Consider the following 14,683-nt stretch of genomic DNA (forward strand, 5'->3'; position numbering starts at 1 on the left):
TGGACACGATGATCGAATTACCGGCCCTGCGCCGGTCGGCGGAGCTTGCGCCGAACTCAGCCGATACCGACGCCCGCACCGTCGAGGTGATCTGGTCGGCGGGCGCGCGCGTTCGCCGCTCGACGCTGTTTGGCGAGCCCTATGACGAAGTACTCAGCCTCGATCCGACCCATGTGCGGCTGGATCGGCTCAATGCGGGCGCGCCGTTTCTGAAGGTGCATGAGATCGACACGCTGGATGCCGTGATCGGCTCGGTCGTGCCGGGTTCGGCGCGTATCGAAAACGGTCGCGGCATTGCGCAGGTCAGGATTAGTGAGCGCGCGGACGTCGAACCGATTTGGCGGGACATCCAGGCCGGGCACATCCGCGCGGTGTCCATCGGCTACCAGGTTCATCGTTTCGAGGTCTCGAAACCGGAAGCCGCCCGCGAACTTTGGCGCGCGGTGGACTGGACGCCCTTCGAGGTCTCCGCCGTACCCGTTGGCGCGGACCCTGCCGCGGGGTTCCGCGCCCAATCCCCACTTCACGACTGCGTCCTCCATCGCCGGGACGTCCCAACCACCAGTACAGGAGCCATCCCGATGACGGACAAACCCAACGCCCCGGCCGCAGAGGCCAAAGACCAGCCCAGCGACATCAATGCTGCCGAGGACACCACCATGACTGAACCCAAGACGCCTGTGGCCGAACCGAAAGATGGCGCCATCGAAACCCGCGCGCAGCCGAAGCCGCAGAAGGCCGACACTGCGGCCGCACTCGATACCGAAGCCGTCGCGACCCGGGCCCGCGAGACCGAACGCGACCGCGTCTCCACGATCTATGATCTGGCAGGACGTCTGAACCTCGAACGCAGCTTTGCTGAGGATTTAGTCAAGCGCGGGACCGATATCGGCGAAGCCCGCCGTCTGATCCTCGATCAGGTCGCCGCCAAATCCGAGGAAACCCGCACGTTCAGCCAGGTGTCGGTCCCGCTGGGTGGCCGCAATGAGGCGATCACCCGACGCGATGCCGTGGCGAATGCGCTGCTGCACCGCTACAGCCCGACACTCTTCACTCTGGAAGATGCCGCGCGGCAGTACCGTGGCATGACGCTGATGGAACTGGCCCGCGAAAGCCTCGGCAATGCCGGGGTGAACACCCGCGGCCTGTCGCGCGACGAGGTGGCGACGCGGGCCCTGCACTCGACCTCCGACTTCCCCGAGATCCTGTCGGCCGTCACCAACAAGACCCTGCGACAAGCCTATGACGCCTATCCCCGGACCTTCTCGCTCTTCTGCCGCCAGGTGCTGGCGACCGACTTCAAGGCGATGCATCGGGTGCAGCTTGGCGAAGCGCCGCAGCTTTTGGAGGTCGGCGAGAGCGGCGAGTTCAAGCGCGGCACGCTGGGCGAGAGCAAGGAGAGCTACAAGGTCAAGACCTATGGCCGAGTGGTCGCGATCACCCGCCAGACGCTGATCAACGACGATCTGGACGCCTTCACCCGGATCCCGGCGATGTATGGCAACTCCATCGCGCAGCTCGAGTCGGACGTGGTCTGGGGTGTCATCACCGCCAATCCGGCGATGGCTGACGGCAACGCGCTGTTCCACATCACCCACAAGAACCTCGCGGGCACCGGTACGGCGCTGGCGGTCGATGCGGTGGGCGCGGCGCGGGCGGCGATGGCCAAGCAGACGGGGCTGGACAAGAAGACGGTGTTGAACGTCCGGCCTGCCTTCCTGATCGTGCCCGCTTCGCTGGAATTGAAGGCCGAGCAGCTGGTCGCCCAGAACCTCGTGCCCGCCGCGACGTCCAGCGTGGTGCCGCAATCGATCCGCACCCTCGCGCCGATCAGCGAGCCGCGCCTCGACGCCGCGAGCTAGACCGCCTGGTATCGGGCGGCCAGCCCGAACCAGATCGACACCATCGAATACGCTTATCTCGAGGGTCAGCAAGGCGCGTACATCGAAACCCGCAACGGCTTCGACGTCGACGGCGTCGAGATCAAGTGCCGCCTCGACTTCGGTGCCAAGGCCATCGACTGGCGCGGCCTCTACAAGAACCCGGGCGCATAACCGGGCCATCCCTGACATCTTACCTCTGACGGGCGGTCCAATCGGGCCGCCCGTTTCTATTTGCAAAGGATTCCGCAATGAAGAACTACGTCCAGCCCGGCAATACCATCACCCTGACCGCGCCCTATGCCGTGACGTCCGGCGATGGCCTGCTCGTCGGCTCCATCTTCGGCGTTGCCGCCGGGGATGCTGCCAATGCCGAAACGGTCGAGGCCGCGCTCGTCGGCATCTTCGATCTGAAGAAAGTCGCGTCCCAAGCTTGGTCGGCCGGTGACAAAATCTATTGGGATAACACCAACAAGGAAGCCACCAAGACCGCCACGGCGAATACGCTGATCGGCGTGGCCACCGAAGCCGTTGCAGGCGGCGCGGGCGACGTGATCGGCCGGGTGCGCCTGAACGGCAGCTTCTGATGACAGCGTTCGCCGCCATTCTGGATGCGCTGTTTGCTGATCCGAATATCGGACGCGAGGCGGTTTACACCTCCGACGGCGGCGCGCCCGTGCTGGTGCGCATCGTCTCCCGGCAGGCCGATGCGATCACCGACTTCGGCGACGCGCGGCTTTGGTCGGAAACGACCCGGATTGACCTGCGCGTCGCGGAGGTTCCGACCCCGCGTCCGGGTGACCGCTTGGAAATGGACGGCGATGCCTTCCTCATTCAGGGCGAGCCTGTCCGCGATCGCGAGCGGCTGGTCTGGACCGTGGATTTGCGCGCGACATGAAGCTCAAGCTCGACATCGATCCGGATATTGTGGCCATGATGGCAGCGGAGGTCGCGACGGGCGAACGCGCGGTCACGGCCGCCATGCGCGAGGCTGGGACCGGGCTCAAGACTGCCTGGCGCACACAGATCACTGGTGCGGGCCTCGGGCGGCGGCTCGCGAACTCGATCCGCAACCAGAACTTTCCGCGGTCGGGCGAAAGCCTTGATGCGGCGGCGCTGGTCTGGTCGAAGGCTCCTGTGATCGTGGGAGCCCACGACACCGGCCCGTTGATCCGCTCGAAGGACGGGTTTTGGCTGGCGATCCCGCTGCCTGCCGCTGGAAAATCCACGCGCGGTGGCCGGATCACCCCCGGCGAATGGGAACGGCGGCGCGGGCTGCGCCTGCGGTTTGTCTATCGACGGACGGGCCCCAGCCTGCTGGTGGCCGAGGCGCGGCTCAACACGAAGGGTCAGGCCGTGGTGTCGCGCTCAAAAACCGGACGCGGAAAGGTCACCGCGCCGATCTTCCTTCTGGTGCCGCAGGTCAAGCTGCCAAAGCGGCTCAATCTCGACCGCGATGCTGAGCGGGCGCTCGACAGCGTGCCGGGGTTGATCGTGGCTAATTGGGTGGAGGCACGAGTATGAGCAGCCAGAAGGGTCCCGCCTAAGATTCTCCTCGCAGAATAGCCAGCAGTCGGCGGAACTCGGAATCCTCGGTATCACGCTTCCAGAAATTGATGAAACGAGCCACAACTTGGAGATTTCCGAGTTCATAGTGGCCGGAACTGTCAATTCGATCCAAAGACGGTCGTAATTGCAAGTCTGGACCGTCAAACTGCAAGAAAATTCCTGAAATGGCGCACCTATCACCTGTTTCCTCCAGCAACTCTTTGAGATGCGCGATGAGAGCTTCTTTCGAGAGCCGGAGGTCCTTGTTCTTGATAGTGCGTTCCACTGTCTGCCCGTAGGATTGCTTCGCCGTTTGGTTGGCCTGTTCAGCCATGTTCCAGATCGCGATCTCTCTGGAGCCAAGGTAGTGGCCAGTGTTTTGACGTTCCAGCTTGCTCATCCACCAGAAGGCATCGAGTGTCCACAGGTCCACTTTCAAGTCGTTTGCCAGCTGAAGGAGCACGGAATTGATTATTTCATAGCGTTCCCCCTCAGAAGTACCGTGGGGGAAAGCAGGCCATACACCTCGTTCCCGCATTTCGGGTTCGCTGGTGCCGTTCCAAACCCCGTAGCGACCAGGATACGCCAAGAGTAATATAGGTGTGAGAGTGGCCGGACCGGCTCCACTCACCATGGAAAGGGCAGAAACAAATCTGTCCGCGATCGGTTTTGTTTCGTCTACTAGGATGGTTATAGCTTCTCGCAGACTTTCCATATCATCTGTGGCTCGGCGCCCCAGGCGTTCTAAACCTGTCCAGTGGTGATTGTGCTTGAAACTGAGGAAATCCAGATAGTCCTGCTTGGTCAGACTTTGCGGATCTCGGAATATCGGCCCGAAACGATCGAGTACTTCATCACGCTTTGCGACAATGTGACGAATATCCGGCAGACTGAGAGCCTTGTCGACGTTGAACAGCATTATCGAACCTCTCAAGAGTGCGCCTAAACATAACCTTGTCGAAATCAGTGCAAACGCACAAGACGACATTTCTAGATATGATGATCGGCAGAGAACCGTGCCCAGCCCTCGCAAAACCATCCTAGCAGCGCTGCACGCGCGGCTTTCAGCGCTGCCCGCAACCGTCCTGCGCGGTGAGGTCTTGCCCGAACGCGTTCCGGCTGCGGGCCTGCTGATCCTACGCGACGGCGAGCCGGGGGAGCCCGAGGTCACGCTGTCCCCGTTGCGCTACCACTACCAGCACCGGGCCGAGATCGAAGCTGTCGTTCAAGGCACCGACCGTGACGCCGCCTTCGACACGCTGACCGCCAGCATCGGCGCGGCGCTTGCGGCTGATCGAACGCTGGGCGGGCTCTGCGACTGGGTCGAGGCGGAAGCGCCCCGTCCCGTCGATCTGCCGGTCGAGGGCGCGGCCAGCCTGAAGGCGGCCGTGATCCCCGTGGTGCTGCACTATTCAACGGCTGATCCGCTCGGCTGATCCCGAAAATCTAAGGAGAACACAATGGCACGAGCCCAAGGGGCGCGGGCGCAGATGGCGCTTGCGTTCGAGACGACCTATGGAACGCCCCCCGTGGGCGGTTTCACGAAGATGCCCTTCGCCAGCACCTCGCTGGGGGCGGAGCAACCACTGCTCAATTCGGAATTGCTGGGTTACGGCCGGGATCCGCTGGCGCCAATCAAGGATGCGGTGACGGCGGACGGGGATGTCGTCGTGCCGCTCGACGCGGAAGCCTTCGGGTTCTGGTTGAAGGCAGCCTTTGGCGATCCGACCACGACCGGCAGCGGCCCCTGGACGCATGAGTTCCAGTCGGGGTCTTGGACGCTGCCCAGCATGTCCATCGAGACCGGCATGCCTGAGGTCCCGCGTTTTGCGATGTATTCCGGATGCGTGCTCGACCAGATCAACTGGCAAATGCAGCGCTCTGGGTTGGGCGGACGGCAAGCTGCTCGACACGGCCGGGATCACCTGGCGCTGGTATCCGGGTGACGAGAGCCAGACGGCCGATCCATTCATCACAGCCAAGACGGGCGCGGCCAACACGCCAGCCTATCGCGGCACGGCCTATGTCGTTTTTGAGGACCTGCCGCTCGGCAACTATGGCAACCGCATCCCGCAGCTGAGTTTCGAGGTTTTCCGCCCGCTGGCCGACGGGCGCGGATTTTTCCGCTTTAACAAAGGGGTTTGCGGGAACGGACCGAACCTCATATGCGCGCTGCCAGACCCAGACTGGGCTTAGAATAGCCCTCAGTCTCAGTTTGGGCGAACCTCGTCCGTTCCGGTTCGGTCTCGTTTTCTCGTTACCTTTCAATACCCTGCTGCCCAACCCCGCCAAAACCCACCCGCACGTTCCAAACGACACCTATGGCAACATAGACAGAGCGCGCAGTAGGCGCGTTGCTTGGGATGCTGGCGTAAATTGGCGGATTTCTGGGGTTGGTTCGCATCCCATTCCCCTGACGAAACCCCGATGACAAACCATTTTGGCACAGTTAACGTTCAAGAACTTCAGACTGGTTCAGGCCGATGCGGAGGCTGAGCCAAACAAAGTACCGAGAACAAATTCACGATGCCTTCATGGACCCATTAGACATCATTCCTGACACACACGGCCAATCCGCCAAACTCGAGGCTACCCTCGCTGGGCTGGGGTGGCGGCGGAACGCGCTTGGTTGGACCCACCCAGATCCGGATCGACAGACCGTCTTTCTGGGAGACTTCATCGACCATGGTCCGGATAATCGGGCTGTTCTCATGACTGTCCGAGAACTTGTCGATACAGGCAAGGCCAAGGCGATCATGGGCAATCATGAGCTCAACGCTCTGCACTTCCAGTCGGCACAATCCTAAACCGCTTCACCGCTGACGAATGCGCCAATTCAACTACCTCAAGAATGCCGGATATGTTTCGTCAAAACTTGAAACGATCTAACATCGGGTTCTGATTAACCGATACGACGCTGAAGACTGTGTGATTTCGGTCGGCGAAGTCGAAGTCGCTGGTGGGCCAAAGCTATGGAAGGGGTCGGCAAGTCTTCGTCAAAAGGCCATAGCAGCGGGACCGTACGCGATCTTTCTCGTCAAAGAGGCAAAGGAGCAGAGCTATCTCAGGCTGTTGCTTGCTCAAGCCGATTTGACCCATTCGCGTCTGACTGGCCGCGAGAGTTCAGCGGCCTTTATCAAGCAGGGCTGTGACCCGCCCGATCACCTCATCCTGCTGCTCGTCGGTCATGTCGCTGCCGGACGGCAGGCAGAGGCCGTTGGCGAAGAGGCGCTCGTCGAAGCCATTTCCGTGATAGGGTGCACCCGCATAGAGTGGCTGTTTGTGCATCGGTTTCCAAAGCGGGCGAGACTCGATCTGATGTTCGAGAAGCATCAGGCGGATGTCCTCGCGCGTGACCCCGGTCTGATCGGGGTCGATGGTCAGCGCGGTCAGCCAGCGGGTCGAGTGCAGTCCGTCAGGCTCAGGCATGAAGGCGATGCCGTTGCGGGAGAGGGCGGTTTTGTAGCGCGCGAAGATTTCGCGGCGGCGGGCGACGCGGGCGTCCAGTACCTCCATTTGCCCCAACCCAATCGCAGCACAGATGTTGGAGAGGCGGTAGTTGTAGCCGTAGGTGGAATGTTCGTAATGGGGTGCCGGGTCGCGGGCCTGTGTGGCCAAAAAGCGGGCTTCTTCGGCCCAGTCCCCATGGCGTGTGACGAGCATGCCGCCGCCGGAGGTCGTGATGATCTTGTTGCCGTTGAAGGACAGGATCGCGGCATCGCCACCGGTGCCGGCTTTGCGTCCATTCTTGAAGGTGGCACCAAGGCTTTCGGCACTATCGACGATCAGGCGTACGCCGTATTGCGCCGCGAGGCTCTCCAGCGGGTCGAGATCGGCGGATTGACCATAAAGATCTGTGGGCACGATGGCTTTGGGCAGACGGTTTTCAGCAGCGGCCTTGGCAAGTTCCTCGGCGAGGCGTGCGGTGTCGATGGTCCAGTTTGTCGGGTCGAGATCGAAAAAGCGCGGGGTGGCATCGAGGTAGTTCACCGGAAAGATGCCACCTGCGAAGGTCATCGAGGAAATCCAGACTTCGTCGCCCGGACCGACACCCGCGATGCGCAGGGCGAGGTGCAGGGCGGCAGAGCCTGATGACAGGCCGACGCAATGCACATCCGCGCCGAGGTAGTCGCGCACAGAAGCCTCGAAGGCCGCGAGTTGGGGACCGAGGGGAGCGACGAAGTTCGACGCAAAGGCCTCGGCTACGCGGCGCTCCTCATGGCCAGACATGTGGGGGCGGGACAGGTAGATACGCATGGGGTCAGTCCTTGATTAGGGGTTTGGCCGGGTTGCCGACGATTGTGACACCCGGCGCCACATCGCGGGTCACGACCGCGCCCATGCCGACGATGGCGCCGGCACCAATGTTGATGCCCTGGCGGATGATGGCGCCCGAGCCGATATAGGCGTGATCGCCGATGGTGACATTGCCATTGCACTTCACGCCCGGTGCGAAGGTCACGAAATCGCCGATGATGCAGTCATGCTCGACATAGGAATAGAGATTGGCGTGAAAACAGCGGCCAATGCGGATGTTTGAGGTCAGGGTCACAAAAGGGGACAGACAGGCGCCTTCTTCGATGACGACTTCATCCATCTGCACAACAGAAGCCGCTCGGGCCTCTACAAGGGGAACTTTCGCAACGCTGCATTTTTCTGCGAGGGTCTGGCGGGTTTTTGAGGCGGCTATCGCGATGCTGACGGCCTTTTCACCAGATTGGCGTTTGAGAAATTCGGCCCAAGGAATGACATCATGACCGTTGACGTAACTCGGGGCTTGTCCATCGTCGATGAAAACAAGTTCGGTCCGTGGGTGTTGCGCGCGCAGCAAGGGCATGATCCCCCGTCCGCAACCGGAAGCCCCATAAACGCCGATTAACATGCTCACGATCCGTTCCCCGTGAATTTTGACATGGTGGCTTCGCCTGCGGCAGATATTCCGTCGCGTTTGATGACCTTGCGGAGGGTCAGCCAGATGATCTTCAGATCCAGCCAGAGGCTGCGATTGTCGACATACCAGACATCGAGCGCGAATTTCTCATCCCAAGAAATCGCGTTGCGCCCGTTCACCTGCGCCCAGCCGGTGACGCCGGGGCGCAGCTCGTGGCGGCGCGACTGCTCTTCGGAGTAGAGCGGCAGATATTCCATCAACAAAGGGCGCGGGCCGACGAGGCTCATGTCTCCCTTCAGCACGTTCCACAGTTCGGGCAGTTCGTCGAGCGAACTGGAGCGCAGAAAGCGGCCGAGTTTGGTCATGCGTTGGGAATCGGGCAGGGGGGTGCCATCTGCGTCGAGGGCGTCGCGCATGGTGCGGAATTTGATCATTCTAAAAGGCTCACCGCGGAGGCCGGGGCGCGTTTGGCTGAAGAGCACTGGCGCCCCCATCTCGCGGCGGATTTTATAGGCTACAATCGCCAGAACTGGCGATAACAGAAGTAAACCCAAGCTGGCCCCGAGAATATCAATAATTCGTTTCATCTATCGCGCCGTTTCAAATTCCCAGCCAATTGCCTTAAAGCTTAACGTGTAGCACCTGTCACCCATTGAACCCATTCGGAAGACAGTTTCGCGCGAGAAAAGCGTGTTTTCGCAAGTTCTTGCGCATTCATCCCTTTCTGTCGAAGCGCTTCGCGATCCGAAGCGGCCGCGATCAGAGCGTCCGCGAAGGTGGCCGGGTCATTGGGCGGCACGGCAAAACCACAATCGGTTTCCTTAATTAAGCCCGCAAGCCAGCCCGGATAATTGTTCAAAACGGGCAATCCGGCAGAGATGTAGTCGAAGAACTTGTTCGGAGACGTGCCGAAGTAAAATGCAGGAACATTCCTCAGAACTTGCAGCCCTAAATCAGCACCCGCCATCAATCCAGTGAGCTTGGTTTTGGGAACAGGGTCGAGGAACAGAACGTTGTCGAGGCCTCGCGCTTCCGCTTCGGCCATAAGTCCTGGCTTTTCTCGCCCTTGTCCGACCAAGGCGATCCGGATGTCATCACGCCCGCGCTCTTTTAAAACCGCTGCCGCATTGAGAACACTATCCAGACCATTCGCGTTCCCATGCGTTCCCGTGAAAATTGCAAGCAACTGATCGTCTCGCACTCCGTTGGGCCGCCATGCCTCCGCAGGAGATATAAACAGATCGAGATCGCAACCGTTGGGCACCATTGCGATCCGTGCCTTGTCGACCCCGCGGGATGCAATGCCCTCGACGATGCCGGGCGACAGGCCCACCAATCGATCTGCCGACCGATAGGATACCCATTCCAGAACAGACATAAGCCCAAGCACGACCGGGTTGGTGATCACGCCCATTGCTTTGGGCAATTCCGGCCAAAGATCCCGAACCTCGAACACAAAGGTTTTGCGCGTCAGCCAGCGCGCAAAAATACCCGGGATGCCCGCCGTTAGCGGGGTTGTCGTCGCGAATGCAACATCTGCAGGTTCCCGCAGAGCCACGCCAACCGACCCAACAGCAAACTTCAGGAAAACTCCAAGACGCTGCATGAATCCCATATGATTGCCGTAATCGAGATCGAATTCGATTACATCAATCCCCTCGACAACGCCGCGTCGCTTTCCCTTTTCAAACTGCATGCTCAAACCCGTTTTCCCCTGGGCATAGCTGCCGCAGACCATCGTGACGCTATGCCCGGCCCGAATAAGTGCTTGGGCCATCTCGTAGGAGCGGGTTCCGGCCGATCCCTGCGGAGTTGAGAAATGTTGGTGGAAATAGAGAACGTGCATGATCAAAAAGCAATCTTCGTGACGAGAGTTCCCGGTCGGCTTACTTTGACCGAGAGTTCAGGAATCTCTGTTTTCTGCAGGTAGTAGCGAGACTCAACCGTGGTACCGAGTACCGGGGAGATCGGCTTGCCATTGAATTCAATCGCAATCTTGTAGGTCCCATTCCGGACGGTGTCACCTTTAATATGCCAATCGCAAGGTGCTAGGCGCCAACGCAAGCATGCATCCTCAAAACTGCCGGTGATCGTATCCCGGCAAATCAGTGCATCAGCGCTCAGGGTGATCGCCCGGTGGTGCCGAACACCGTGGGGGTCAATGTATGCCGCCGCTCCACTTGCCGTAACACCATCATCCAAAACAGGCTCGACAGTCTCGGCCTTGAGCCAATCTCCAAAAAGGAAACGTCCGAGTCGAGGCATCTGGTCGCGCCCATCGAATTCAATCGTATTATGTGCCGCCGTGCCTGCGAACCATTCAGCGCCCTCGGCATTATAACTAAAAGTCCCCGCATCGCGCAGCAGGTTGGTTCCGTTGTGCCAGAGATCGACATGCAGAGCGTCTGATTGACTGGGGCGGTAGCGGAATCGCGGATAGCGCAGCACCGCCATGGACCGCCCCGTGCGCAACACATGATAGCCGCCATCGTCGAAACTGGCGCTGCGCAACGGCGCGGCTCTCTGCCCTTCAGGCACGTCGAGCCAACGCTGTGGGGCGCTCCAGGGTCCTGGGCCAAAGGCGTCCTCGTCTTGGAACAAGGCCGCTGCCAATTGGACCGAGGGGCGGAAATCGCGGTAATCCGTTCCTGTCAGTTGTAACAATCGCGCCCCGTCATTGGCCCCGATATTGGGCGTGTCTCCGGTTTCGGGGTCGGTCATCGCACGCAACCAGCCGGTTGCCGCCATCAGCCGCGCATGCAGTCGGTTCGAAAACGCGGGCATGCCGCGATGCCGACGCCAAGCCTCGGCCAAGGAGTACGTATCAAGCATCACGCGGTGATAGGTCACCGAATATTGGCTGAAACTGCCATCGGGCTCGATCAGGGTCGCTGCACGCTCTTCCAGCCAGCGCCGCCCCTTGTGGGCCCAACCTTCGGCTCGAGGATCCTGACCCATCAGAAAGCAGCCGCCAATAAACAACGCGGCGGCCTCAGAGGTGCCGTGATTGTTCTGCTGACCGATGGCATAAGACATTGTCGGCGCGATGCGTTGCAGATGCGCGCGCAGCAAATCGACTAGGCCTGGTTCTGGTCTCTGGTCCTGACCCAGCACCCAGGCCGCAACGACCAGGTGCATTACGCGGATTGATGCCTCTTGCCCACATTTCCAGTTTGGCCCCTTGTAAGGTGGATTTCGGGCAGCCCAGTCTGCCAGCCAAAGGTTCAAGCGTTCCAGCGCCGGCCCATCGCCACAGGACGCGGTCGTGGCCCAGGCGACGACCCAGTCCATCCGAGACAGCTCCCACAGCCCTTTGATATCCCCGGTGCCGAAATCGGGGATGCGCCACCAGTCTCGGGTGGCGTTTGGCTGGGCAGTATTGGAGAACGGGTTGGAGAACCAATCTGGCGGCGCATCAGGCAAGGGCGCGCTGTGCCAGCCGAACCACCACAGTCTGTCATCCCAGGCGTGGTTCGGATGGGTTTTCTGTCTGGGCGCGTCAACGACACGAAAAAACGGCGGCTGGGCTACGGGCGCCACCAGCCGCTGGGCCGGATGCCGCCCGCTTTTCAACCCGAGCCGATAGGCCGCGACCCTCGCGATACTGGCAGGTCCCAACCGGGCGTAAGTACTAACCTGTGTCAGGCGACGGTTCATGCCTGGGCGCGCAAGATCTCTGCCACATCGATACTGACCTTGGCGACCTCGAACAATTCGGTGGCCGGAATAGGGGGGGCACCACCCGCTTCGACCGCCTTCACAAAGGCCGCCGCGCAGGGTGTCTGCCCTTTGTCTTGCCGCCATAGGTTCTGCTTTTTGAATCCCGGCCAGTTGAAGCCGCGAAGCTTCAGGAAGTTGTCCAGCTGCAAGGTGCGTCCGGCGGCAAAGACCTCGACCCGTTCCTTGGCAAAGGATGCACCGCCATTGGCGAGGTAATGGATGGTGCCGAACGACCCGTCCTCGAACCCGAGAGTGATCGAAGCCTTGTCCTCGGTCACCGCCTCGGCATCGGTGTCGCCCATGCGCCGTGCTTGAACCGAGGTGATCGGAGACCCGGCGAGAAAGCGCATCAGGTCGATGTAATGGCAGGCCTCGCCGATGATCCGCCCTCCGCCTGTCGCCCGGTCTTGCGTCCAGTGATCCGCCGGGATCGCACCGGCGTTCATCACCATGACAAAGCTTTTGGGGGCAGTCACCGCACTTAGCAGGCGCTTCATCGTCTGAACTTGCGGCGCAAAGCGACGATTGAAGCCCACCATGAGGTGCCTGCCACTTTCAGCATGGGCCGACTTGACTTCATCGAGATCCTCAAGTGTCAGGGCCAGCGGTTTTTCTACAAACACATGCTTGCCTGCGCGCAAGGCCTGTGAGGTGAAGCGGCCATGCGTGTTATGGCGGGTAACAATCGCTACGGCGTTGATAGCCGGATCAGCGATCAGACCATCGGTGTCCGAGGTCGCCTGGGCAAAGCCCGTGCGCCGCCCATGCACAACCGCATTGGTTCCGCCCGCCGATGCGATGCTGTGCAGCGTCGCGCCCGAGGCCTTGAAAGCCGGGATCAACATGCGCGAGGCATAGTTTCCGGCCCCGACGAACCCGACCACCGCCTTGCCCGAGGCCGCGACGGGCGCGTCGGCCAAGGTCACGCTGCGCAGATGGCGGGGTTCGACCGCATGCCCATATGTCAGAATGATCCCAAGCGCGGCCTTGTCCGAGGTCAGCAATTCATAGGCGCGTGGCGCGTCTTCGAAGGGAACGCGATGGCTGATCAGATGTGACACATCCAACGCGCCAGAGGCCAGCATATCCAGCGCCGCCTCGAAATTGCGTTGCTGTGTCCAGCGTACGAAGCCAATGGGATAGTCGTTGCCGTCGTCTTCGTAGGACGGATCATAGCGGCCGGGACCATAGGAGCATGAGACCTGGAAATTCAATTCCTTTTCGTAAAAGTCGGCGCGGTTCAGCTCGATACCGGTCACACCGACCAGTACAATCCGCCCGCGCTGACGGCTCATGCGCGCAGCTTGGGTGATAGGATCGCTAGATTTGGTCGAGGCGGTAATGATAACGCCATCTATGCCAAAGCCTCGGCTGAAGGCCATACCCGCTGCCACCGGGTCTTCGCCCGCACCAGGGTTACAGGTCTCGGCACCGAATTTACGCGCCAGAGCCAGCTTTTCCGGGTCGAAATCGATCGCGAGTACACGACAGCCCTGTGCACGGAGCATTTGCACAGTCAACAGCCCGATCAACCCAACGCCAGTGACGACGAAACTCTCGCCCAACGAGGGCTGGGCAAGACGAATTCCTTGCAGGCCAATACTCGCCACCACCGTAAAGGCAGCAGCTTCGTCACTGACACCGTCAGGGATCTTCGCACAGAGGTTCTTGGGGACGCTCACGACATCAGCATGCGGCCCGTTCGAGACCACCCGATCACCGCTCTGAAAGCCATCTGCCTTGCTCTGGCTGACCACGCCAACATTACAATAACCAAGCGGGATTGGTTGGCCGAGCTTCGAGCGCACGGCGTCCACGGTCGTCATCAACCCGTCGGTGGCCACCTTGTCCAGCACCTGTCGCACCTTTTCCGGTTGGCTGCGAGCCTTGGCGACCAGCCCGGACTTTCCGAAATCGACCAGCATCCGCTCGGTCCCGGTCGAAATCAATGATACGCTGGTGTCGATCAACAGGCTGCCCCGCTTCGCCTGAGGCGCGGGCGCCTCGATGAGTTCGGATTCGCCGGTAGAGAGATTTTGGAGGATCTGTTTCATTTTCCGGAGCCTAGTTTGGATCAGTGTTGTTTAAAAGGAATTCGGCCAGTGCTGGCGTCGAGTCGATGCCCATGCGCTCGAACTTGGATGCAATCAAGCGCCGCGTGTCGCCAACATTCTGGCACGGACTGCCGATTATGATCGAATAATCCGGAATATTGCCCCGGACGACGGTTCCGGCACCGATGATGCATCCGCGCCCGATGCGGGATCCGGGCATTATGATAGTGCCTGTGCCAACAAAGGAATATTCGCCGATGCTGACGCCTTTGATTTCACCAATCGGCTTCTCCGCGAAATGATGGATGGCTTTTGCCACCGTGTAGAGTGACCAGTCATGTGTCAGGACTCGCACGTATGACGAGATGGTTACACCTTCGTGGATTTCGATAAGGCCATAATCCGTCCCGTCGAAATTGATCCGGGCCGAAAGGTAATTTGGCGTTCCGACGAAATTCATGCCCCATCGGCCATAAACCTTGACGGCAATAGTGGTTGCGAAGCCCGGACGTATGATCGGGGCCAGTTTGATGGCGGTCAAACCAATGATCCGTTCGATCTTGTACAGGACGCGATGAAGACGTGACATG

General features: G+C 60.4%; 13 protein-coding genes and 3 pseudogenes. 8 read left to right on the forward strand and 8 right to left on the reverse strand.

What is annotated here, in order from left to right:
- Nucleotides 1-8: 8 nt before the first annotated feature.
- The 4 genes and pseudogenes from OS190_RS08945 to OS190_RS08960 all read left to right on the forward strand — a co-directional run bounded on the left by OS190_RS08945 (nucleotide 9) and on the right by OS190_RS08960 (nucleotide 3,404).
- Nucleotides 9-2,054: pseudogene (locus tag OS190_RS08945) on the forward strand (prohead protease/major capsid protein fusion protein).
- Between the two features lie 77 nt (nucleotides 2,055-2,131).
- Nucleotides 2,132-2,467, forward strand: coding sequence for a DUF2190 family protein (locus OS190_RS08950; protein ID WP_267158354.1), 336 nt, complete (start codon nucleotides 2,132-2,134; stop codon nucleotides 2,465-2,467).
- The gene (locus tag OS190_RS08955; protein WP_267158355.1) at nucleotides 2,467-2,778 is read left to right on the forward strand and encodes a head-tail joining protein; all 312 of its coding nucleotides are present in this window, start codon (nucleotides 2,467-2,469) and stop codon (nucleotides 2,776-2,778) included. The genes OS190_RS08950 and OS190_RS08955 overlap by 1 nt, the downstream gene beginning before the upstream one ends.
- Nucleotides 2,775-3,404, forward strand: a complete 630-nt coding sequence (locus OS190_RS08960) for a DUF6441 family protein (RefSeq protein ID WP_267158356.1) — start codon at nucleotides 2,775-2,777, stop codon at nucleotides 3,402-3,404. Before OS190_RS08955 ends, OS190_RS08960 begins: the two co-directional genes overlap by 4 nt.
- Nucleotides 3,405-3,423: 19 nt before the next feature.
- Here OS190_RS08960 and OS190_RS08965 read toward each other — a convergent pair whose 3' ends face one another.
- Nucleotides 3,424-4,347 (reverse strand): hypothetical protein, encoded by a 924-nt coding sequence (locus OS190_RS08965; RefSeq protein ID WP_267158357.1) that lies wholly within the window; start codon nucleotides 4,345-4,347, stop codon nucleotides 3,424-3,426.
- 97 nt (nucleotides 4,348-4,444) lie between these two features.
- On the opposite strand from OS190_RS08965, the gene OS190_RS08970 reads away from it, so the two are divergent.
- From OS190_RS08970 to OS190_RS08985, 4 genes and pseudogenes are all read left to right on the forward strand, one after another.
- Entirely contained in the window at nucleotides 4,445-4,864 is a 420-nt protein-coding gene (locus OS190_RS08970; protein ID WP_267158801.1) for an acyl-CoA transferase, read from the forward strand.
- 24 nt (nucleotides 4,865-4,888) lie between these two features.
- Nucleotides 4,889-5,317 (forward strand): annotated as a pseudogene (locus tag OS190_RS08975) (phage tail tube protein); the annotation flags it as partial.
- Nucleotides 5,316-5,537, forward strand: a pseudogene (locus OS190_RS08980) (hypothetical protein); the annotation flags it as partial. The pseudogenes OS190_RS08975 and OS190_RS08980, both read left to right, overlap by 2 nt.
- 425 nt (nucleotides 5,538-5,962) lie before the next feature.
- Entirely contained in the window at nucleotides 5,963-6,235 is a 273-nt protein-coding gene (locus tag OS190_RS08985; protein WP_267158358.1) for a metallophosphoesterase, read from the forward strand.
- A 316-nt stretch (nucleotides 6,236-6,551) separates the two neighbouring features.
- Here OS190_RS08985 and OS190_RS08990 read toward each other — a convergent pair whose 3' ends face one another.
- The 7 genes from OS190_RS08990 to OS190_RS09020 are packed head-to-tail and all read right to left on the reverse strand — an operon-like array spanning nucleotide 6,552 to nucleotide 14,682.
- Complete coding sequence (locus tag OS190_RS08990; protein WP_267158359.1) at nucleotides 6,552-7,685, reverse strand: DegT/DnrJ/EryC1/StrS family aminotransferase; 1,134 nt, start codon at nucleotides 7,683-7,685, stop codon at nucleotides 6,552-6,554.
- Between the two features lie 4 nt (nucleotides 7,686-7,689).
- Nucleotides 7,690-8,310 carry an acetyltransferase gene (locus OS190_RS08995; protein WP_267158802.1) on the reverse strand — a complete coding sequence of 207 codons (621 nt, stop codon included), beginning with the start codon at nucleotides 8,308-8,310 and terminating at the stop codon, nucleotides 7,690-7,692.
- Nucleotides 8,311-8,312: 2 nt separating this feature from the next.
- Entirely contained in the window at nucleotides 8,313-8,906 is a 594-nt protein-coding gene (locus OS190_RS09000; RefSeq protein WP_267158360.1) for a sugar transferase, read from the reverse strand.
- A 41-nt stretch (nucleotides 8,907-8,947) separates the two neighbouring features.
- Nucleotides 8,948-10,165: a glycosyltransferase family 4 protein gene (locus tag OS190_RS09005; protein ID WP_267158361.1), complete on the reverse strand. Its 1,218-nt coding sequence runs from the start codon at nucleotides 10,163-10,165 to the stop codon at nucleotides 8,948-8,950.
- A 2-nt stretch (nucleotides 10,166-10,167) separates the two neighbouring features.
- Nucleotides 10,168-11,976 (reverse strand): heparinase II/III family protein, encoded by a 1,809-nt coding sequence (locus tag OS190_RS09010; protein ID WP_267158362.1) that lies wholly within the window; start codon nucleotides 11,974-11,976, stop codon nucleotides 10,168-10,170.
- Nucleotides 11,973-14,093, reverse strand: a complete 2,121-nt coding sequence (locus OS190_RS09015) for a bi-domain-containing oxidoreductase (protein ID WP_267158363.1) — start codon at nucleotides 14,091-14,093, stop codon at nucleotides 11,973-11,975. Before OS190_RS09015 ends, OS190_RS09010 begins: the two co-directional genes overlap by 4 nt.
- A gap of 10 nt (nucleotides 14,094-14,103) precedes the next feature.
- On the reverse strand, nucleotides 14,104-14,682 hold the full coding sequence (locus OS190_RS09020; RefSeq protein WP_267158364.1) for an acyltransferase: 579 nt from the start codon (nucleotides 14,680-14,682) through the stop codon (nucleotides 14,104-14,106).
- Between the last annotated feature and the right edge of the window lies 1 nt (nucleotide 14,683).

It is taken from the genome of Sulfitobacter sp. F26204 (assembly GCF_026410305.1).
Taxonomy (GTDB): domain Bacteria; phylum Pseudomonadota; class Alphaproteobacteria; order Rhodobacterales; family Rhodobacteraceae; genus Sulfitobacter.